General features: G+C 38.7%; 23 protein-coding genes and 2 pseudogenes. 18 read left to right on the forward strand and 7 right to left on the reverse strand.

Translation table 11 applies throughout. The annotated features are described in order from the left end of the window. From P20652_RS17935 to P20652_RS10205, 18 genes and pseudogenes are all read left to right on the forward strand, one after another. Positions 1-238 (forward strand): annotated as a pseudogene (locus P20652_RS17935) (hypothetical protein); the annotation flags it as partial. A 76-nt stretch (positions 239-314) separates the two neighbouring features. After that, complete coding sequence (locus tag P20652_RS10275) at positions 315-638, forward strand: hypothetical protein (RefSeq protein ID WP_008168305.1); 324 nt, start codon at positions 315-317, stop codon at positions 636-638. Positions 639-640: 2 nt separating this feature from the next. Next, positions 641-1,060 (forward strand): hypothetical protein, encoded by a 420-nt coding sequence (locus P20652_RS10270; protein ID WP_008168306.1) that lies wholly within the window; start codon positions 641-643, stop codon positions 1,058-1,060. A gap of 173 nt (positions 1,061-1,233) precedes the next feature. Continuing rightward, entirely contained in the window at positions 1,234-1,866 is a 633-nt protein-coding gene (locus tag P20652_RS10265) for a trimeric intracellular cation channel family protein (RefSeq protein WP_008168309.1), read from the forward strand. A 123-nt stretch (positions 1,867-1,989) separates the two neighbouring features. Then, complete coding sequence (locus P20652_RS10260; protein ID WP_008168311.1) at positions 1,990-2,829, forward strand: DUF417 family protein; 840 nt, start codon at positions 1,990-1,992, stop codon at positions 2,827-2,829. A gap of 17 nt (positions 2,830-2,846) precedes the next feature. Beyond that, the gene (locus P20652_RS10255; RefSeq protein ID WP_008168313.1) at positions 2,847-3,098 is read left to right on the forward strand and encodes a Rho-binding antiterminator; all 252 of its coding nucleotides are present in this window, start codon (positions 2,847-2,849) and stop codon (positions 3,096-3,098) included. Positions 3,099-3,836: 738 nt separating this feature from the next. Beyond that, on the forward strand, positions 3,837-4,391 hold the full coding sequence (locus tag P20652_RS10250; RefSeq protein WP_008168315.1) for a hypothetical protein: 555 nt from the start codon (positions 3,837-3,839) through the stop codon (positions 4,389-4,391). A 116-nt stretch (positions 4,392-4,507) separates the two neighbouring features. Continuing rightward, a complete protein-coding gene (locus P20652_RS10245) occupies positions 4,508-4,861 on the forward strand; it encodes a hypothetical protein (RefSeq protein ID WP_008168317.1) in 354 nt (117 codons plus the stop codon). A 190-nt stretch (positions 4,862-5,051) separates the two neighbouring features. Continuing rightward, a complete protein-coding gene (locus P20652_RS10240) occupies positions 5,052-6,026 on the forward strand; it encodes a transposase (protein ID WP_008168319.1) in 975 nt (324 codons plus the stop codon). Between the two features lie 164 nt (positions 6,027-6,190). Then, positions 6,191-6,484, forward strand: coding sequence for a hypothetical protein (locus P20652_RS10235; RefSeq protein ID WP_008168321.1), 294 nt, complete (start codon positions 6,191-6,193; stop codon positions 6,482-6,484). 417 nt (positions 6,485-6,901) lie between these two features. After that, a complete protein-coding gene (locus tag P20652_RS10230) occupies positions 6,902-7,258 on the forward strand; it encodes a hypothetical protein (RefSeq protein WP_008168323.1) in 357 nt (118 codons plus the stop codon). 75 nt (positions 7,259-7,333) lie between these two features. After that, positions 7,334-7,558 carry a hypothetical protein gene (locus P20652_RS10225; protein ID WP_008168325.1) on the forward strand — a complete coding sequence of 75 codons (225 nt, stop codon included), beginning with the start codon at positions 7,334-7,336 and terminating at the stop codon, positions 7,556-7,558. An 86-nt stretch (positions 7,559-7,644) separates the two neighbouring features. Further along, on the forward strand, positions 7,645-7,962 hold the full coding sequence (locus P20652_RS10220; RefSeq protein ID WP_008168329.1) for a hypothetical protein: 318 nt from the start codon (positions 7,645-7,647) through the stop codon (positions 7,960-7,962). Positions 7,963-8,213: 251 nt separating this feature from the next. Continuing rightward, complete coding sequence (locus P20652_RS10215; RefSeq protein ID WP_008168330.1) at positions 8,214-8,561, forward strand: hypothetical protein; 348 nt, start codon at positions 8,214-8,216, stop codon at positions 8,559-8,561. Between the two features lie 483 nt (positions 8,562-9,044). Continuing rightward, positions 9,045-10,540 (forward strand): annotated as a pseudogene (locus P20652_RS17940) (glucan biosynthesis protein). Positions 10,541-10,768: 228 nt separating this feature from the next. Next, positions 10,769-11,131, forward strand: a complete 363-nt coding sequence (locus P20652_RS10210; RefSeq protein WP_008168334.1) for a 2OG-Fe(II) oxygenase — start codon at positions 10,769-10,771, stop codon at positions 11,129-11,131. Next, on the forward strand, positions 11,125-11,373 hold the full coding sequence (locus tag P20652_RS19805; RefSeq protein WP_083832856.1) for a DUF1272 domain-containing protein: 249 nt from the start codon (positions 11,125-11,127) through the stop codon (positions 11,371-11,373). The genes P20652_RS10210 and P20652_RS19805 overlap by 7 nt, the downstream gene beginning before the upstream one ends. Positions 11,374-11,417: 44 nt before the next feature. Beyond that, positions 11,418-11,720, forward strand: a complete 303-nt coding sequence (locus P20652_RS10205; RefSeq protein ID WP_008168335.1) for a hypothetical protein — start codon at positions 11,418-11,420, stop codon at positions 11,718-11,720. A 148-nt stretch (positions 11,721-11,868) separates the two neighbouring features. Here P20652_RS10205 and P20652_RS10200 read toward each other — a convergent pair whose 3' ends face one another. The 7 genes from P20652_RS10200 to P20652_RS10170 form a co-directional block, all read right to left on the reverse strand. Further along, the gene (locus tag P20652_RS10200) at positions 11,869-13,152 is read right to left on the reverse strand and encodes an allantoate amidohydrolase (protein WP_008168336.1); all 1,284 of its coding nucleotides are present in this window, start codon (positions 13,150-13,152) and stop codon (positions 11,869-11,871) included. Positions 13,153-13,166: 14 nt separating this feature from the next. Further along, a complete protein-coding gene (locus P20652_RS10195; RefSeq protein WP_008168338.1) occupies positions 13,167-14,396 on the reverse strand; it encodes an alanine--glyoxylate aminotransferase family protein in 1,230 nt (409 codons plus the stop codon). A 3-nt stretch (positions 14,397-14,399) separates the two neighbouring features. Further along, a complete protein-coding gene (locus P20652_RS10190) occupies positions 14,400-15,224 on the reverse strand; it encodes a sulfite exporter TauE/SafE family protein (protein ID WP_008168340.1) in 825 nt (274 codons plus the stop codon). Next, positions 15,212-16,795, reverse strand: a complete 1,584-nt coding sequence (locus tag P20652_RS10185) for a gamma-glutamyltransferase family protein (RefSeq protein ID WP_008168342.1) — start codon at positions 16,793-16,795, stop codon at positions 15,212-15,214. Before P20652_RS10185 ends, P20652_RS10190 begins: the two co-directional genes overlap by 13 nt. After that, on the reverse strand, positions 16,792-18,000 hold the full coding sequence (locus P20652_RS10180; protein ID WP_033017403.1) for an amidase family protein: 1,209 nt from the start codon (positions 17,998-18,000) through the stop codon (positions 16,792-16,794). Before P20652_RS10180 ends, P20652_RS10185 begins: the two co-directional genes overlap by 4 nt. 344 nt (positions 18,001-18,344) lie before the next feature. Beyond that, positions 18,345-18,827: a putative 4-hydroxy-4-methyl-2-oxoglutarate aldolase gene (locus P20652_RS10175; RefSeq protein WP_008168345.1), complete on the reverse strand. Its 483-nt coding sequence runs from the start codon at positions 18,825-18,827 to the stop codon at positions 18,345-18,347. A 3-nt stretch (positions 18,828-18,830) separates the two neighbouring features. Beyond that, positions 18,831-19,484 (reverse strand): TetR/AcrR family transcriptional regulator, encoded by a 654-nt coding sequence (locus P20652_RS10170; protein ID WP_008168347.1) that lies wholly within the window; start codon positions 19,482-19,484, stop codon positions 18,831-18,833. Positions 19,485-19,667: the final 183 nt, after the last annotated feature.

Below are 19,667 nucleotides of genomic sequence, written 5' to 3' on the forward strand. Positions count from 1 at the left end.
AGCCCCGTTAGAAGGGACGACAGAACCATTACCTTTAGTACTAAAGGGTAAAAAACTGGTGTTTGAAGAGCAAGAGCCCGAATACGATATTAACTGTAAGTTTGAGCTAGAATTTGATGAGAATGGTTTGAATATTAAGGATGAAAACTACCACTGTTCTAAGCATATGTTTTACTGTGGAGCACACGCAAGTGTTAATAATATTCAATTAGTTAAAACGTCTAAAGGGTGCAATTAACAAAGCCATTTTTAATATTTTTTTGGATCAGCCAGTTTGTATTTTAACTTGCTGAAACTGCTAACAAGGACTTGCCATGCGCGGCTTTTTATTATTTATAGGCTACTCATCTTATATTGGTAGTATGGGTGATGGTCTGCTTGGTTTATATGCCTTATGGGTTTTAATAAGTAATGAATTAGCACTTTTAAGCTTATCGCTTAATGACTTTTTAGCGCAGTATGTTGAGTTTATATTTTGGGTAAAGCAGGTCGCATTTTATGTAATGCCACAAGGCTTTGCCAATTGGTTATTTGGTATTCCAGCCGTTATTTACTTTCCCGTACGTATATTAATGAGCTTAGTGATTGGCTGGTGGGCGTTTAAAAAGGCAGTTCAGTTAAAAAGTGAAGGGTATTAAAAGTGATTACACATAAAAAATTAGACATACTCTACCTTGACGGTATTGCAGGTCTACTTGCTGGTTTAACTTTGTTTAGTTTTCAATCTTGGTTCTACGAAATTTATTCTTTACCTTTACATGCACTTCAATTTATTACAGTGGCTAATATACTTTATGGTATATGCGCACTTTTATTAGCATTTAAAAGAACAAGAAGCCTATTAGTCATTAAAGTATTAGCTATAGCTAACTGCTTTTGGGTAATAGTTTGTATTTTCTTTATTTTTGAATATGTTAATTCTGCAAGTTGGGTAGGTATTAGTCTATTAATCTTTGAGTCAATTTTTGTAGGCTATCTCGCTTATTTTGAGTGGATAAATAGCGCTAGCTTAATTTATGGGCCTACTTATAAACAACGTGTAAAAAATACCTACTTTTAAAATAGTTACCTTCTCAAATATTACCTTTCATAAAACCTAACCTCAAACTGCATTCAGTGTGAATTACAGCGTTGTTTTTAAATGTATTTTTCAAAGTTAAATCAACTTTTGAGAGATGTTTTTTTGGCACGTAAGTTGATACAACTCCTTATAAATTTAAAAAAGGAATTACCATGACTGCTGAATACTTTATGGTACTAGGGTTACTCGGTGTCGCATTTTTTGCTGTTGCAGGGGCATTGCTTGGGTATGAAAAAAACATTAGTGGCTTTGGCGTTGTTGTGGTTGCAACCGTTACTGCACTAGGGGGCGGTACCCTCAGAGATATACTTTTAAACAAACCGGTATTTTGGATTGCTACCCCAGAGTATTTATATTCAACCTATGGGGCCGTTATAGCAACAATTGCATTTATTCGATATTTACCGCGCGTTAATAACTACTACTTTTTATTGGTAGACGCTGTTGGTATGGCGTTATTTAATATTATGGGGATAGAAAAAGCACTCATTAATGGCTCTGGCATGGTGGTCGCAATTACCATGGGTATTACTACAGGTATATTTGGTGGTTTAATACGTGACGTAATTTGCCGTGAAGTGCCAACTGTTATGCGCAGCGAACCTTACGCCTCTGCATGTTTAGCGGGTGGTGCAGTTTATGCTGCTTTATTTAGCCTTAATGTAGATTACATTTGGTGTATTTTAGGCTCATTTTTCACGACTATTTTTTTAAGATTAGGCTCTTTGCATTGGGGTTGGCATTTAACTATTTTCAGAAAAAAAGACTTCAGAGATCAAGAATAATAAAACTACACAGCAGCCATTAATATTAATAGCTTTGTGGATAATGCGTGTTTTTTAATTTTAGTGAATTGTTTTATCGGCTCGTAAGGTCTTTATAAACCTCAACGAATACTTGGAAATACAATGAACTTAAAACTAATCAACAACGTGATTGCTTTTTTATTAACAAGTAGCTTTTTGTTACTTGGCTTATCGTTTGCGTTAGGAGCAAACCCTAATACGTTAACAGCTACGTTTAGCTTTTACAGCGTTGATTCGCTAATGTCGATAGGTGTATTAGGTTTAATTAGTGGCTCATTTATGATTGCTTTAGCATTCGCCACCGTGCTCGCTCACCTTAAACTAATGAAACCTACGTCAGCACTTTTACTTGTAGCAATTATAAGTTTAGTTGCATTACTTACCTTGTTTGCCAGTAACCGTTGGATGGCGCAACTTGGTGGTTTTCCAATCATTGGTAGCGGGCAGGGCATAATTAAGTACTTTGCAGTAGTGCCTTTGTATTTGTTTTTATTTTATAAAGACAAACTTACCGACAAACAACACGTACTTTTAAACTTTATACCGGTTGCTATGGTTTTACTGTGGATCGGCGGCATGAAGTTTTATGAGTTTGAAGCAAAAGGCATTGTAAGTTTAGTAGAAACCTCACCGTTTATGTCGTGGTTATACACGGTATTTAGCGTACAAGGCGCGTCTAACGTGATTGGCGGGTTTGATGTATTATTTGCTGTGTTATTGGGCTTAGGGCTATTTTTAAATAATAAAAAGCTAATTATTGTAAGTGGCTTAGCGTGTTTGAGCGTGTTTATGATGACCCAAACATTCTTAATTACCGCCACCGGTGTATTTAGTTCTTCTACTTTATTGGAGCGTTTAGGGCAGTTTGTAATTAAAGATCTTTGGTATATAGCCAACCTTGTTGTTATTGCTTTTTTAATGATTTTTAAACCGACTAAATAACATATAAAGAGGACGTTATGATCAGTTGCAACCAATACGACTACATCGAAATTGCCTGTATGCACCATTTAAGCATTGAGCTTATATTAAAAAATGGTGATGGTGTATGTGGCGTAGCAACTGACACAAAGCGCAATGCTAATAGAGACGAATGCATAGTTGTTAGCGTAAATAGCAAGTTGCAACTCATTGTGCTAACTACAATCAGCGTACTTAAAGCGCGAGAGAAAAACCCATACTTTGACCATGTGAACTTTGATGTAAAGTAAGCACCTCACTCATTCGTTTTTATCATAAAAACCTTAGCGAGCCTGTATTATCAATATGTTAAGGCTCGCTTATCTCACCAATGCTTTAGCTAATTACGCGCTAAATACATAAAGCCAAAATTTACCTATTACTTTCTTAATTCTTTAATCGAGTTTTTATACCGAGTAAGGGTAAACCCCTGCTTCTAAACCATATAAAAATGCTAAACCAGTATAAGTAAGCCTCAATAAGCTTTTACTAGCGCTTAGTATCCGTCCGTTTGTTAATTATGGTTGTAAAGGTAGCTACATAAATAAAGCTCTATTTTTGTTTTGTCCAATAACATTATTAAACGCCGTTTTGGTGCAAAATAACAAAGACCTTTTTATAATATGGCTAATCACTTGTTTACATTAAAGTTATTTAGTGGAATTATTGAGCAATGTAATATGCGCCGTTTTGGGGTGTTATAACCCCCAAAGTGCTGTTCAATAAGCTGTTAGCTAACTTACCATACCGTTCAGCATTACATTTCAAATAAAAGGATTTAACTTGAAAAAATAATACTATTCTGTCTACTTGCTTCTAATTCTGCTTTTTCTTCAGAGAGTGATCACGAAAAGTTTCTTTTAGAAGCAATAAAAATTGGAAATCAGGTTCAAGAACAAACGAAAGGTAAAAGCTTAGTTGAGAAACTTCCAATCATTGAAAATTTTGCAAAAGAGTATACTGATAGCCCTGTTGCTTTAGATATTATAATGCAAGACCTTGGTGTTAAATATTCGTTTGCTGGCTTACATAAAAAAGCGCTTGTTGCTAAAGATAGTACTGCTGAAAGTGAAACTTTAGCTCTTGAAGATTTAACAGACTACAAAGCAAAAAGCGCGGAAAGTGAAATATTAAAACGCTCGCAACTACATCAGATTGTAATGTTCAATGAAGCTCACGATATTGCACAACATAGGGTGTTAACGTACCGTATGCTTTCAGGGCTATGGAAGCAAGGATATCGTTATTTTGCGGCTGAATCTTTAAATAGTTCAGCTTCATCACAAATTAATAAAGGATATGTTACTAATAATATTGGGTATTACACCCGTGAAAGTATCTATGCAAACTTAGTACTTAAAGCAAAAGAAATCGGTTTTGAAATAATTTCTTATGATATGCATAAACCAAGTAAACTCAATACTACCGATGAACGGGAAACTAATTCTGCACTGACTATAAAAGAAAAGTATTTGATAAAGACCCTAATGCAAAAATCATCATCCATGTTGGTTATTCCCATATTAATGAAGAGAAATGGTTAGCGAGTAAACTTAAAAGCATTACCAACTTAGAAACACTTACTATTGACCAAACAACACGAATAGAACGAAGTAATAAAGAATTTGAGCACCCAACATACACAAAAGCGGTTAATGAAGTGGGATTACAAGAACCATTTATCTTTGTAAAAGGTAATGAAACTTGGAGTTCTGATCCAAATAAATGGGATATATCTATTTTCTGGCCAAGAACAGGCTATTTAAATGGGCGTCCTACATGGGCATCTTTAAATAGAAAATCATATGAATTAGCCTCTATAGATTGTAATGATTTATACCCTTGCATGGTTGATGTATTTAAGTTTAATCATACAGATGAAGTGCCCTTTGATAGAGTTATAATTTCGTCAAAAGAAGAGTCGAAATCAGTATTCTTGTCTAAAGGGAATAATATTGTTGTAACTAGTGATAGAAATGGAAAACAAATAAAAAAAATCATCGTACAGAATTAAAGTTAGTTAACAACACGCCCTGAGGTGGACTGTAAGCGCTAAAGCTCACTTGCCAACGAGCGATGACCCCTGAAATAATAATAGAAAATAATAGTGAAAAGGGAAAATAATAGTGACACCCATTTTAAATTTTGCACTTTGATAAACTAAGTACTAGGCTTTATCAGTATAAAAAATGGGCAGATGTATTATGGCAATCGCAAGAAAACGACAAATAAGTTTGGTTGATACAAAATATTATCACTGTATTTCGCGTTGCGTGCGCCGTGCATTTTTATGTGGTGAAGACCATTTTACAGGTAAGTCTTACGAGCATCGACGAGGCTGGGTTGAAAATAAACTGCTTGAGTTAGCCAAGGTGTTTTGTATTAATGTATGTGCTTATGCCGTAATGAGTAACCATACCCATTTAGTACTGTATGTTGATGATAAAAAAGCGAATAGGCTGAATGATAAAGCGATTATTATTAGCTGGCATAAACTCTGTAAAGGCACATTGCTAACGCAGAAATATGTACAAGGTGAAAAGCTAAGTAAAGCTGAACTTATCTTTTTTAATCAAACAGTAAAACAATACCGCGAGCGCCTATCAAGTATTAGCTGGTTCATGCGGTTGTTAAATGAAAACATTGCTCGCAGAGCAAATAAAGAAGATAACTGCACTGGCCGTTTTTGGGAGGGACGATTTACGTCTCAAGCATTATTAGATGAAGCAGCCCTTGCAGCTTGCATGGCATATGTCGATTTAAACCCTATTAGAGCGAAAATGGCTAACACCCCAGAGGAGTCAGACCATACAAGTGTTCAACAACGTTTAACATACGCAAAGGATGGCAAACAACCAAAATCACTACTGCGCTTTGCAAGCATGCCACGCCAAATAATGCCAAAAGGTCTACCATTTGAGCTTAAATCGTACCTTGAACTTGTTGAGCTAACAGGGCGCTGTATACGAGAAGACAAACGAGGTTATATTAAAAGTTCGCACTTACCCTTACTCGAAAGAGTGAATATATCCCCCGAAAACTGGTTAAAACTCACCACGCAATTTACGCGCGTATTTCATGGAGCAGTAGGCAGGCCAATCTCGCAAGCAAGTTATTGTGAAAACTTAAACAGAAAACGGCGAGCAAATATAAGTAACTGCGAAAAGCTACTAGCATAAGACTTAAACTACTCAAGAAAAAGTTAAAACTGCATTATGCAGCCATTTTCATGCGTATAATTTAGGTTTAATAGTACTAATGACTTATTTAATGGATGAAATGAAAATAACTCTGCAATAAAAGATAAATTATTAACCTAAAAATTAAATTTAATGGCAACGTTTTGTTTGTTCGATTAGAGTGGCTGTCTTGTTTATTACTCGGATTTTTAACCTCTTTAATCGTGTATTGTTACTTAGGCTATAAGCAAACAGTGAGTCCCTATAAGCAAGCCTTTTTAGTTGCGGCGGTTTATTGGTTTATTGATCTAAGTGTCGGTGCCTTACTATACATTTTATTAGAAATATCAATGGATCCTTTGATATATTTAATTCCTGCTTTGCTGCATGTTATTGCTGTTTTATTAGGGACATTGCTTGGTATTCAATTGCGTCGTAAAAGAGTTGAGCGTAAATAAATTCTAAAGCAGAACAAAAACAGCTGATTTTTTGCTTCTTCATTCTAACCTTAACCAATAATTTTTTATCTTCTAAACGAGGCGAAAGCTAAAATAAATTTGAATTTGCTCTTTGATTGGTTCATCTCTGAGAAGCCCATAAAATCAGATGTTTTTATAGTTACTCTACATGGTGGTGGTGCTATTAGTGTAATTAAAGCTCTCGCACAAATATATATTTTAGTGAAGTGAGGTTGGAAGCTAATAAAAAAAGTAAATGAACCTATTTTTACTTAATTATATTTCTATAATTTTTAATTATTTATTTACATGAAAGTTATTTAGTGGAATTATTAATGAAAGTAATATGTGCCATTTTGCAGAGTAATTCACTCAGGGTATTAAATAGAAGTTACAACAATAATTCAGGAAGATGTTATGAAGTATGGAAAAGTTTTACCTTATTTTTATTTAGGGGTTGGTTTAGCTGTTGTTTCCTTTATTTTTGATGCGCTAATGGGGCGTACTGATTTTAGTTTATCTAATTTTACCACCTTTCTTGTTTCTGCAGCAATGGGCACTACTTTAGGTGCCTTATATTATCAGTTTATTGGATATAGATTTCCAAAATTTAAATTTTTGTTTTCAATCATTTTTTCATTGGCTATAAGCACAGTGATAAAAATTATTGCTGTAGAGCAAAGCTGGATAATCCATGATCTTACAATACTCGTGTCTTGCTGCTTGGCTGTTTTATACTCTTTTGACAATAAAAAAGTCAATGTTGAAATCTAATATTGCGGGGAAATAAGCGCGGCATTTTTTAATATCATAAGTGTTTATAGTAAATTAATAAAAAAGGATTTAAGAATGAAAAAATTTATATACGCAGCTGCAGTTGTTTTATTGCTTACCATTCTTGGGGCTTTATTTGGTGGCATTATAAGCGAGAAAAGTGGTTTTTTAGAAAGCTTTAAAGCATACGGTTTTATTTGCTTACCTCTAGCTGCGGTAACCTATTTTGCAGGTTTACGTGCAAATCAAGCTAAAGCTAAATATGAAGTTAGCAATAAATTAACCAAGAACAAAAAGTAGTTTACTTTGCTGCCACAATGCTTATTTCACAAATATACTTTGCCTATTTAAGGCCGCACTAGATATAAAAATACAAGGATGCATAATTGAATTATTTAAATTGGTTACAAAAAACATACCCAGAGCTAAACGAGATATCAAATGAAACTATTAACTCTCATATCGACAAAGCAACGTCTGATACAGAGCTTTTTAGGGAATTCATTAAAGTATTAGGTAGCTTATTTTTTATTATCCCGTTCAACTTATACCTTTATATTTCGGGTATTCAGGTATCTAACAGCTCTTTATATTGGTTGTTGGTTGTGGCTTCAATTGCTGTTGGTGGTTTTATCGGGCTTTATTGCGAGCAAAAGGTCATTAAAAAACGCCTTAAAAAAATAATACAGTTAAAGGCGTTTTAAATGACTAATGATGAAGAGCAGTTAGGATGACCTTATTCTAACTGTTGCGGAAATTGTCAATTATAGAGTGGTAAACAACTTGGCTTTATTAAGCTTGATTCCTTTTAAAATAAAAAGCGGAATATTACGGTCAATAAAGGCATGAGTAAATTTATCTTAAGTTGATAGGAACTCAGCTATGTTTTGTTTATCAATAAAAAATAAAAAACGAGTTGCTCTACAGGCTCGTTAGTAGTTTAAGGAAATTCGACATGCAATTAATGGATTGGGTAATATTATTTTGTTTTATAATTAGTGCAATCTCTTTTTACTTTAGTTTTGGTTCAAAGTTTTACGATCCTGAAAAGGTTTTAATTGATATGGGCGACCAGGTGTTTATTTCGCACATGCCCAAAGCTAGGTTACATAAAAAATATGGTAAAACTATCCCTAAATCTTTTGTTACCAAAATTCAATTAGCTGGAAATTATGTAACTTTATTCAATCACAGCGGTAATGCGATAGATATTTGGGCGCCTAAGGATAAATTAGCTAAACCCATATTTGAGCAAGCAAAAAGTATTTTTAAAAATGCAGAAGCGGTTGAAATAAACTGTTAATAAGCGGTTTAAGCAAAGCGACTACTAACTGTTTGCTTAGTTCTCTTTACTACACATTACGACAAGTTATCATCAGCCCCTTATGTAGGCATCGAGATTGTAGAATTATTTTTTTAAGAAAACAGCCTGTTTTATTAGGATTAATTGCTGGAGCTCGTTTTTAATTGAATTTGGCTATTGGAGTTATGCTTCAGTCTTGCTAAGCAACCAAGGATAGTTCAGCGTTAAAATGACCTACTAAGCATTTTATTACAGTATTGATTGCAAGTTCCCTTTCCACAATCCCCCCCCTAAAAAAATTAACTAAGAGTTAAATAACAATACTTTAGTAAACGCTAGTTCATATTACGTCACGTAATATCCATACAGAACTTTAAGTTAAACATACGTTCGTGCAGCGTTCCCATTTTTATTTGACTCAATTTATTGGACATTCTTTTTATGAAATTAAAGTTATTTATCGCAATTATTTTTAGCACTTCGATGTCGTCTTACGCGACAGAAGCAGTATATAAAACGGAGTTTTCATTCGAAGACTTAAAAGCCCTAGCAAAAGCCTCAGCCGAAAAGCCCTATACGGCAACTAAGGTGCCAGCGCCGGAGTTAATCGATAAAATTACGTATGACGAACATTGGAAAATACGCTTTAAAGAAGATGAAACCTTATATCCAAGTGGAAAAAGGCGCCCGTACAATTATTTTACCCTGGCCGATATTTTCCAGAGCCAGTAAGTATTTACATCAGAGACGATAAAAATCAGGTTCAAAACGTACCTTTTAGTAATGACGTTTTTAATATGCCTGATGACAGCCCTGCTCACGATCTCCCAGAAGGGTTTGGATTTGCAGGCTTTAGAATAATGCGCCCAGATATGAAACCAGATTGGATATCTTTTTTAGGTGCGTCTTATTTTCGTACTGATGGGCCAGAGGGGCAATATGGACTGTCAGCCCGAGGTATCGCGATTAATACGGGTATGAATCAACCAGAAGAATTTCCGCGCTTTTCTGCATTTTGGATTGGTCCTGCAGAGAAAAAAGGTGAAAGTGTGTCTGTTTGGGCATTGCTTGAAGGGCCTTCTGTCACTGGTGCTTATCGATTTGGTTTAAGTAAAGATAACAAAGAAGCCAAAGGCCATATTACCTCTGTAACGGCTAATTTGTATATGCGCGCCGATGTTGAACGCTTAGGCGTAGCACCGTTAACCAGTATGTATTGGTACTCACAAAAAGATAAAACAGAAGCTAAAGATTGGCGCCCAGAAATTCACGACAGCGATGGCTTAGCTATTCACACAGGAGCGGGTCAATACATTTGGCGCCCATTAAATAATCCTCAGTCGGTGTCGACCAATAGCTTTATTGATGAGAACCCAAAAGGGTTTGGTTTAATTCAAAGAGATCGTGACTTTAATAACTATCAAGACGATGGCGTATTTTATAATAAGCGTTCATCAGCGTGGATAAAACCTACTGGCGATTGGGGGAAAGGGGCTGTTCAGTTAATCGAGATTCCTACAAAAGATGAAACGTTTGACAACATTGTTGCCTACTGGGTGCCTGAAAAAGAGGCGCGCAAAGGTGATGAGTTTACCTTTTCTTATGATATTGAATGGCGTCCACTCGATCCAAAATCAAAAAACCTTGCAAGCGTTGTAAATACTCGCCAAGGCTTGGGGGGAATTCCCGGCCAGCCTATTCCTGAAGGCGTTAACAAAATGGTGATTGATTTTGAAGGCCCAGTATTTAAAGGCTTAGATAACAAAAGTGGTATAAAGCCGATTGTTGAAGCCAGCAACGGTGAAATACTAGAACCTATTGGGGTTTATCCGGTAGTGGGTACAAACCAATGGCGATTAGCGTTTGACTACAAACAAGCTAACAATAATCCGGTAAACATACGCGCGTATTTAGTTGATAAAAATGATGAAGCTATAACTGAGACATGGGTAAGTGATGCAACGGTAACTATTAAATAAGCCCTTAAATAAGCATTAAAGTAAAACGAGTGGCTATATTTTGATTTTCTTGTCAATTATAGCCACTATAATGTCTTTTAAAACGCCAATCAAAACAACATTAAAACCCCCTTTATATCCCACGTGAAATACAGTAAACGATTGAATCAAAATATGAACTCGGCTATGGTTTGTTTATCAATAAAAAACGAGTTAACCTGCAGCTTGTTAGCTGTTTCGAGGGATTGTATGTTTTTTTTGAGTAAATTATTTTGTTGGGAGCGAGGCCGACAAAAATCAGGCTACGATAAAATGTTGATTTGTGGTGCTACGTGGCCAATTAAATTTGATACATATTTGCTTAAATTCCCACAAGGAAGCGAAATAACACCACACACAGACAAAGTTGAATCTGGTAAACACTATCGATTGAATATAGTGCTTAAAAAAGCAGATTTGGGTGGTGAGTTTATTTGCACTAATCCGATATTTGAAACAAAACGGGTTAAGCTATTCCGCCCTGATGTAAGTCAGCATCAGGTATCAAAAGTTATAAAAGGTAATAGATATTTACTCAGCATTGGGTGGATAAAAGGGAGCGCTAAATGCTAGATTTAAGACCTAATTGTGAATGTTGTGATAAGAATCTACCTGCACAGTCCACTGAGGCTTTTATTTGTTCATTTGAATGTACGTTTTGCTCTAGCTGTGCTCAAACGCTGTTAAATAACGTGTGCCCAAACTGCTCAGGTAATTTGGTTCAGCGGCCAGTTCGGCCTTTAGCAGCACTAAAAAATTCCCCAGCATCGACTAAGCGGGTATTAAAAGAAATTGGTTGTGCGCCAAACACATAAGAACATAAAGTATAATAATTACATTTTCTGAATATGGAGATCTGATGAGAAAATCCTTTGAATTTACTATTAAGTCAATCAAAGTTAAAATAATTAACAATTGGTTTAGTGGTGCTAAATTATATGTGAATGGTGACTTACGAGATACTGACAAAACTTTGTTAGCTATTAGGAATAATACTTTACTATCTGCAAATTTAGGTGAGTTGGGTGTTCTAGAAATCAAGCCATTATCGGGTTTAATTACCGTTGAAATGGATGCATATTTGGTTAATGGTACAAACATTCAACATGTATATAGCTCACATAAACGCCTTAGCCTAAAAGAGCAAAGGGCAGCTCGATAATGCTACTTTAAATAACGTATATTCCTGCGTTTTCCTGCATTTACCTGCCTTTTCCTGCATTTAGTAATAACCTCCAAATGACTTTGAGGAGGTTTAAGCCCCTAAGCATACCAAGTTAATATACTTGGTTTACTCGATTACTTTAAAATCACTCACACTCTTTCACATAAAGTAAAAGCGCGCTGTACATTACACTGAGTGCCTTTGTTACATCGCAGTCTATAACCGCTTCTGCTGGGTGATGGCTTATACCGCCTGGGCTGCGTATAAATAACATGCCAACGGGGCAAATTGGAGCTATAGCCATTGCATCGTGCCCTGCGCCTGAGGCAAGTGAAGGTGATGCTTGGTTATTGAGTTTACATGCGTTGGTGAATAAATGTTGAATAGTGGTGTCGCACGCAACGGCATCAGCGGCATGCGTCCATTGCCAATCGAGTGTTAAATTGCGTTTGCTTGCTATAGATTGAGCGCTGCTTTGTATGGCGCTTAGTAAGTTAGCGAGATCGGTGTCGCTTTGTGCGCGTGCATCTAGGCTTATGGTTGTTTTACCTGCAATCACGTTTGTTGCACCGGGGCGAGATTGTATTTGCCCTACGGTTGCAACTTCGCCATTTTTAGCATTGTTTGCTAGTTTTTCAATTTCGGTTACTAATTCGGCGCAGCCTGCTAACGAATCCTGACGTAAATTCATAGGCGTAGTGCCTGCATGACCGCTTTGGCCTGTTAGGGTAAGCATGGCGCGTTTTGCCCCTGCAATAGCCGTTACAACGCCTAACGCCTGATTTACCGATTCGAGCACCGGACCTTGCTCTATATGAGTTTCCCAGTAAGCTAGTAATTCGCTTTTATTTAGTGCGGCTTTTGCGTAGTCGTTGGGATTTAAGCCAAAGTCGAGCATGGCTTGGCGCATAGTTATGCCGTTTGTGTCTTCAATGTTTAGCCACTGTGGGTCAAATTCGTTAGCGAGGGCTTTTGAGCCAATTAAAGTGGTGGCAAAGCGGGTGCCTTCTTCATCGCAAAAGCCCACTACATCTAAATGAAAGGGCAGGTCGAGCTTAAGCTTATTTGCAAGTGCTGCAATTTCTATCCCCAGTAGTACACCTAAAATACCATCAAACGCACCTGCGTTTGGTACTGTGTCGAGGTGCGATCCTATAATTAAACGTTTAGCATGTGGGTTTGATGATTTAAGCCGGCCCCAAAGGTTGCCCACTTCGTCTTGCCACGATTGCATGCCTGCCTCAACCATCCACGATGCAGTAACGGCGTTACACTCTTTGTGCTCTTTTGATAAGTACACACGGTGAATGCCACCTTGCATTTGCGATAGTGTGCTGAGGGTTTTACAGCGAGATAAAGCGCGTGTTGCGTATTCATCAGCAAGTTCTTTGTTTAATAAAGGCTTTAAAAGGGGGCTTACAATCGTCATGCTAAATCCTTTTTTTATTTATAGTGAGTGAGGGCGGCAATGGCGGCTTCGCCTTTAGGACCTTTGTAACCGTTGGCATGCAAGCAAGCGTCTAGGCTGGCAAGTGTTTGTAGTACGGTATCTTTTCGGGCGTTGTAGCCCATAGTGCCAATACGCCAAATTTTGCCATGAAGTGGTCCAAACGAGGTGCCAATTTCTATTCCAAAATCGGTTAGCATTTGCCCGCGTACGTGATCGGCATTAATGCCCTCGGGTATATAAACACCCAGTACGTTGTTCATTTTATGCGTTAAATCGCCAAATACATTTAAGCCCAGTGCTTGAATGCCGGTTAGCATGGCATCGCCATGTAATTTGTGGCGCGCTACGCAGTTGTCCACGCCTTCTTCAATGACTATGCGGGCGCATTCTGAGGCGCAGTACAGCATGCTGGTGGCTTCGGTATGATGATTTAGGCGCTCTTCCCCCCAGTAATTCATGATCATACCTAAATCAAAATAGTTAGAGCGCACAAAGGGTTCTGTGCCATCGGTATGATCGGCAGTGCGAATGCCTGCTTCTACCTTTTTACGTTTTTGGATCCACTCGGCGCATTTGTCGCTTAGTGTTAATGGCGCTGATCCAGAAGGACCGCCTAAACACTTTTGTAGGCCAACCGAAAGTGCATCGAGTTTCCACTCATCGGCAGGAAGTTCGTTACCCACAATCGATGCGGTGGCATCGCAATAAAATAGTACATCGTGCTTTTGGCAAATATCGCCAATATGCTCAAGAGGTTGGTTCATGGTGGTGGATGTATCGCCCTGTACCATAGCAAGCACATGGGGTTTTACATCAACAATGGCTTTTTCGATTTGTTCTGGCGTAAACACTTCGCCCCACGGTACTTCTATTGTGTGCACCTTTGCGCCAACGCGCTCGGCTATTTCAGCAAGTAGGTGGCCAAAGCGCCCCATAATTGGTACAAGCACTTTATCGCCTGGCCGTAAAATAGAACATAATACAGCTTCAATACCTGCGCGCGATGTGCCATCTATTAGCATGGTCCATTCGTTTTTAGTTTTAAAAATTTCGCGGTAACGTGCCATGGTTTCGTTCATAAAACCTGTCATTACTGGGTCGTATTGGCCTATAAGCTGCGCCGACATAGCACGTAAAACACGAGGGTCGGCATTAATTGGGCCTGGTCCCATTAATAAACGCTGTGGTGGGTTTAAGGTTTGAACTTGCGTGTTATTAAACATATTTTAGGCTCCCAGAGTCTGAATAAGCATGCGTATGCCGGTTATCATTAAGACAACGGCAAAGGCGCGTTTTAGTTGTTTTTGATCCAGCTTACTACCAATTTTTACGCCAATAGGCGCAAATAAAATAGTCAGCGGAATAATAAGAAAAAAGGCAGGGAGGTTAACCAACCCCCACGTACCTAGGGGAGCATCGGTTGGCGTTGTGCCAATACTTAATAAGGTAATTACACCCGGTAACGCAATAAGCAGGCCAAATACAGCAGCGGTGCCAACGGCCACATGGGCGCGTACATTAAATGCGTTTAGCATAGGTACGCCAATAGTGCCGCCACCTATACCGATCATGACCGATAAGCCACCTACAATACTTGCCATAACGCCTTGACCAAATTTACCTGGCAGTTGTTTTACAAGGGCAGGTGCGCCGGCTCTAAATAACATGTTTAAACTGACTAAAATAGCAATGCAGGCAAACATGAGCACTAATGCGTTACCGCGAACGGTATGAGCAATAATACTACCGACTACCGCCATAACTAATATAAACGGTGCCCAGTATTTTATTAGCGCAAGGTCAACATTTCCTTTGCTATGATGCGAGCGAATAGATGAAATAGACGTAGGTACTATGGTTGCAAGCGAAGTTGCTGTGGCTATCATCATTGCCGACTCTGGGCTTACGCCAAAACCTTGCAGTAAAAAATACAGCACAGGGACGATAACAATACCGCCGCCTACACCAAAAAGTCCTGCTAAAATACCGGCAAAAATACCGGTTGCTATTAAGGCTACTATAATTGGCCATTGATTTATTATTTCTGACATTGTGTTCCTGCTGTAGTTACTGTTGCACGTCCATCTGAACGAGGATCTGTTGCAGCTTCAAGGCTTGTAGGTGTATCTAAAATAGCCCCAGCGTGCCCCATCATTTCGTTATTGTTTTCAACGCTTACCCAGTCGTGGCCGCGTTGGTTTAATTCATCTTGTATTTGTGAAGCCAGGCTGTGCTCAATTTTTAAGTTTGTACTGGTGTCGCCCCATGTACGGCCAAGTAGCCAACGAGGGTCGCTAATTGCTTGTTTTATTGATTTATTTCGCCACGCGTAGCCTGCAAAAACAGCGGCTTGAGTTTGTGGTTGGCCTTCACCGCCCATAGTGCCGTAAGCAAGGCGTCTGCCATCTTCAAACTTAGCCATAGCTGGGTTAAGTGTATGTGCGGGGCGTTTGTTAGGCGCTAGCGCATTGGTATCTTGGTTGTTTAAGCTAAAGCTTAGCCCGCGGTTATTCCATACAAATCCGCCTTCGCTCATGAGTATTCCGCTGCCAAATTCCCAGTAAATACTTTGAATAAAGCTCACCAGTTGGCCGTTTTTATCTCTGGCTGCCATCCACACGGTATCGCCGGGCTCTGCGTTAAATGGCCATTGTTGTGCTTTTCCCATATCAATATTGTTAGCAAGTTCGCTTAAGCGCTCATCAGTGAGTGCATTTTTGTAATCATCCCCCAGTGCCTGAGGGTCGGCCCAAAGAGTAGGGCGATGCGTAAAACTTTGTTTAGTTGCTTCAACAATTAAGTGTGTCCAGTCGGCCTCGGTTTTAGCTACATGCTTTAACTTATTTATGGCACCAATTATTTGTAGTGAATGCACGCCTTGTGTTGGCGCGGGTAAGTTGTAGCAATTAATACCACTGAGGTTTGCATTTAGCGCAGTAACTACCTCAGCTTTTGTATTTGCAATGTCACCTGCGGTAATTGAGCTGCCTGCTTTTGTTAAGTCGGCGGCAAATGAGTTGGCAAGTGCGCCTTCATAAAATGCGTTTAAACCATGCTTTGCTAGGTATTCAAACGTTGCTGCAAGTTTAGGATTTTTAAAATGCTGGCCTGCTTGTAAGGGCTTGCCATTGGGTATGTAGAGGTTTTTAAACGCGTCATTGGTATTGTTAACCGTTGCGAGTTTTTCGCAACCTGCTTGAAGGCTTTTAGTAACAGTAAATCCTTCGCGGGCAAGCTTTATAGCGGGGGCTAAAATTTTTGACAGTGGTAGTGCTGCGTGCTCATCTAGTTCAAGCGCTTTTTGCCAGCCGCGTATTGTACCCGCTTGAGTGAGTGCGCTTAATCCGCCGCGCGCTGGTATTTGCGTGAGCGTGTTATAGGCCGTTGTATTAGTTGCTGCGCGGCCGCAGGCGTCAATAGCGGTGGGCGTTTTTTGGTTTGGGTTATCGATAAGCCAAAAGCTGTCGCCACCAATTGAGTTCATATGTGGATATACAACGCTAATCGCAGCGGCAGCCGCTACCATAGCCTCGGTAGCTGTACCGCCTTGTTTAAGTATATTTATACCCGCCTCAGTGGCCGAAAAATGAGACGCGGTAAATGCAATATTGTGTGTGGTCATGCCGGTGTGTCCTGTTTAAAGTGTGCAGCTAGGTGCTTAACGCAAGCAAGTAGGCTTTTATCGTTACCATGGCTCATCATGAGTGAAAAACCATACGGATGATCATTTGCTAAATCAGCCAGCGGTAAATGCACTTGCGCTGAGCCACTAAACCCTGCAATTGCCGAAAGCGTAATAATTTGCATGCGTAAGGCGCTTGTGTCGGCGCCTAATTTAGGTGCGGTTGTGGGTGTGGTTGGCAAAAATAAACAGCTGTTTGTATTTAGGTTTTTAGCTATTAGTGTTTGCCATTGGGTTTGTACTTTTAGTGCTTCTTGTTCTTCTTGATCAGTGAGGGCAAGCGCCATATTAAAACGGGCAGCAATTGCTGGAGCAAACTGGGGAAGTTGCCCCGGCAATTGAAGCCAATCTTTATGCGTTTTTGCGATTGCTCGCCCTTGCAGTACTCTAAAACTATCAGCCAGTTCGTTTAATAAGCTGCTGTTAGGTAGTTCAAATTCTTTATGGTGCTTAAAATTAGGCTTGGTTTTTTCAAGCAATTGTTTAAGTGGGGCTTGTAAAGCAGAGTCAACGAGTTCAAATAATGGCTCGCAAATAACTAAGGTATTAACGTTATTAATAGCTTGATTAGGCAATAGTACATTGCCTACATCGCTTAACAGCTCTGCATTTTGGGTAAGCCAGCCTATGGTATCAAAAGGCGGGGCCAACGGTATTAGGCCGTCTTTTTCAATTACATTATGGCTTGGCCTTATGCCATATAAACCACAATAACTGGCGGGTATTCTAATTGAGCCGCCAGTGTCGGTACCTAAGCCAATATCGGCTAAGTTAGCAGCAACGGCTGCTGCCGACCCCATACTCGAACCACCGCAAGCATGCCCTTTTAATTTAGGATTTTGTGCAGCGCCGTAATGTATATTATTACCCTCTAAGCTATAAGCAAGCTCGTCGGTATGGGTATAACCGGTAAAAATACACCCTGCATCCATTAACTTACTTACGCTACTTGCCGTTTTTTGAGCTGGTGGATGTGTTTTAAACCAATGTGGATTACCTGCACTGTTTTTATGATCTTTAATAGCAAATACATCTTTTACTGCAAGGCGTTTATTGTTTAGTGTGCCCGTTTGACTTGATTGCCAATTACTTGGTCCATGGTCACAAAAAATACCTGTATTTTTAGTTTTTAATTGAGTGTTCATTTTGTAACCCATCGAAATAAAACTAACCAAATGGTTATTTAATAATTTTAAATTGATTAAAAGAGAATGTTGTTGTTATTTTTTTCAACCCACTACGTAATATCTTATTTTTATTTTACAGAGCATTAATTGCACTTTTAATCGGAGGCTTTGGTTTTAGCAAATTTAATATAAGCAAAACAAATGCCAAAAAAGAAAAACTTGTCCGATTGGTCAGGTTTTTGGGCGTTACAGGGAATGATAAATCATTTTGAAGTTTAAAAGTGGGTGTTTTTAAGCGCAAAACAAACCAACTTGGTGCATTGTTGCACCAAGTTGGTTGCTGTTTTTTGTAGGTAGATTTATTAAATAAGGGGCATTTTACTGATGATTAAACCGTTAATATCGGCGTAAACCCAATCGTTAGATTCTATGGTGGTGCTAAGCATGGTAATAGCTTGGTTTTTATCGCCAAAGCCGCGCTTTAAGGTACTACGCGGTGTAGAGCCTAGCGCCATTACAGGTAAGTTCATCGTGGCAAGTATTTCTATATCTCGGCAACAGCCATTTATTATTACGCCTTCCCAGCCATTATTTAGGGCACGCTCGGCCATAATATCGCCTATAAACGCAAAGCGTTTGCTCGCAAACCCGTTTATAACTAATACTTTACCTTCACCATTTTCATGCAATATATCGGCAGCAAAAGAGTTGTCTTCTGGGCAGGTAACGGTAACTACTTTGCCATAAAACGTGGTTTTTTTACCAAAGTGGTAAAGGCCGCTGTCTGCTACTTGCACGTTATCGCGATGATCGTCAAATAAATCGGGTGTAGTAAAGGATGTCATGGGTTAATTCTCACTTTGCTCAGGTATTTTAAGACCAATACCTTTTAAAATTATGTGGGTAATTGATTGCGTAATCTGTGCCACATCGGTTTCGTCGTACTCTAATTTGTTCATTACGAGTAAAACCTCAGCCTGAAAATCGGCGTAATATTGCGTGGTAGACCAAATAGTAAAAAGCAAATGGTAGGGATCAACTTTATCCATTTTATCTGCATCCATCCATGCTTGAAGTACATCAACCTTTTGTTTAACCCAAGGGCGGGTATTGGTTCTAAAGTAGTTTTGTAAATAAGGGGCACCGCGCAGTATTTCACTGGCAAATAAACGAGATTGCATTGGCTGTTCTACGGCGAGTATTACTTTGCTTTTAATGTAGTTATAAAGCACGGTAGCTGGATCGTCGTTAATTGTGACGTTATCGAGCCCTAAGTTCCAATTAGCTATTATGCGGTCGATCACAGACTCGTACAGACCATCTTTACTTTTAAAGTAATACAAAATATTAGCTTTTGGTACCTGCGCTTCTTTAGCAACCATGCTCATACTTGCTCCGTCGTAACCTAATTGCGAAAACAATTGCTCAGCGGCATCTAAAATTAGTTTTTGGTTTTTCTCGCGTGTCACTTCTTTTTTATTTGGCTTTATTTGTGTGGTCATTATAGAGTTTGCGTGTTTAACGTATTGATTGATTGTAGCTTTACTGACCAAAAGGTCAATTACTAAAGTGGCTTCAACACTTCAATACACACAATTTAGGCAATTTTACGCTTTGGCTGATAACGTTTACTATTTAATTTAGAGCTTTATTAAGTTCAGCTGCTTTGACTTTATTTAGTTGAA

It is taken from the genome of Pseudoalteromonas sp. BSi20652, from assembly GCF_000239855.1.
Lineage (GTDB): Bacteria > Pseudomonadota > Gammaproteobacteria > Enterobacterales > Alteromonadaceae > Pseudoalteromonas.

What these genes read in the sequence shown, in the direction of transcription:
- P20652_RS10275 (WP_008168305.1), top strand. Translation starts at nt 315, where the DNA reads ATGCGCGGCTTTTTATTATTTATAGGCTACTCATCTTATATTGGTAGT.
- P20652_RS10265 (WP_008168309.1), top strand. Translation starts at nt 1,234, where the DNA reads ATGACTGCTGAATACTTTATGGTACTAGGGTTACTCGGTGTCGCATTT.
- P20652_RS10260 (WP_008168311.1), top strand. Translation starts at nt 1,990, where the DNA reads ATGAACTTAAAACTAATCAACAACGTGATTGCTTTTTTATTAACAAGT.
- P20652_RS10255 (WP_008168313.1), top strand. Translation starts at nt 2,847, where the DNA reads ATGATCAGTTGCAACCAATACGACTACATCGAAATTGCCTGTATGCAC.
- P20652_RS10250 (WP_008168315.1), top strand. Translation starts at nt 3,837, where the DNA reads ATGCAAGACCTTGGTGTTAAATATTCGTTTGCTGGCTTACATAAAAAA.
- P20652_RS10240 (WP_008168319.1), top strand. Translation starts at nt 5,052, where the DNA reads ATGGCAATCGCAAGAAAACGACAAATAAGTTTGGTTGATACAAAATAT.
- P20652_RS10230 (WP_008168323.1), top strand. Translation starts at nt 6,902, where the DNA reads ATGAAGTATGGAAAAGTTTTACCTTATTTTTATTTAGGGGTTGGTTTA.
- P20652_RS10225 (WP_008168325.1), top strand. Translation starts at nt 7,334, where the DNA reads ATGAAAAAATTTATATACGCAGCTGCAGTTGTTTTATTGCTTACCATT.
- P20652_RS10215 (WP_008168330.1), top strand. Translation starts at nt 8,214, where the DNA reads ATGCAATTAATGGATTGGGTAATATTATTTTGTTTTATAATTAGTGCA.
- P20652_RS10210 (WP_008168334.1), top strand. Translation starts at nt 10,769, where the DNA reads ATGTTTTTTTTGAGTAAATTATTTTGTTGGGAGCGAGGCCGACAAAAA.
- P20652_RS19805 (WP_083832856.1), top strand. Translation starts at nt 11,125, where the DNA reads ATGCTAGATTTAAGACCTAATTGTGAATGTTGTGATAAGAATCTACCT.
- P20652_RS10205 (WP_008168335.1), top strand. Translation starts at nt 11,418, where the DNA reads ATGAGAAAATCCTTTGAATTTACTATTAAGTCAATCAAAGTTAAAATA.
- P20652_RS10200 (WP_008168336.1), bottom strand. Translation starts at nt 13,152, where the DNA reads ATGACGATTGTAAGCCCCCTTTTAAAGCCTTTATTAAACAAAGAACTT.
- P20652_RS10195 (WP_008168338.1), bottom strand. Translation starts at nt 14,396, where the DNA reads ATGTTTAATAACACGCAAGTTCAAACCTTAAACCCACCACAGCGTTTA.
- P20652_RS10190 (WP_008168340.1), bottom strand. Translation starts at nt 15,224, where the DNA reads ATGTCAGAAATAATAAATCAATGGCCAATTATAGTAGCCTTAATAGCA.
- P20652_RS10185 (WP_008168342.1), bottom strand. Translation starts at nt 16,795, where the DNA reads ATGACCACACACAATATTGCATTTACCGCGTCTCATTTTTCGGCCACT.
- P20652_RS10180 (WP_033017403.1), bottom strand. Translation starts at nt 18,000, where the DNA reads ATGAACACTCAATTAAAAACTAAAAATACAGGTATTTTTTGTGACCAT.
- P20652_RS10175 (WP_008168345.1), bottom strand. Translation starts at nt 18,827, where the DNA reads ATGACATCCTTTACTACACCCGATTTATTTGACGATCATCGCGATAAC.
- P20652_RS10170 (WP_008168347.1), bottom strand. Translation starts at nt 19,484, where the DNA reads ATGACCACACAAATAAAGCCAAATAAAAAAGAAGTGACACGCGAGAAA.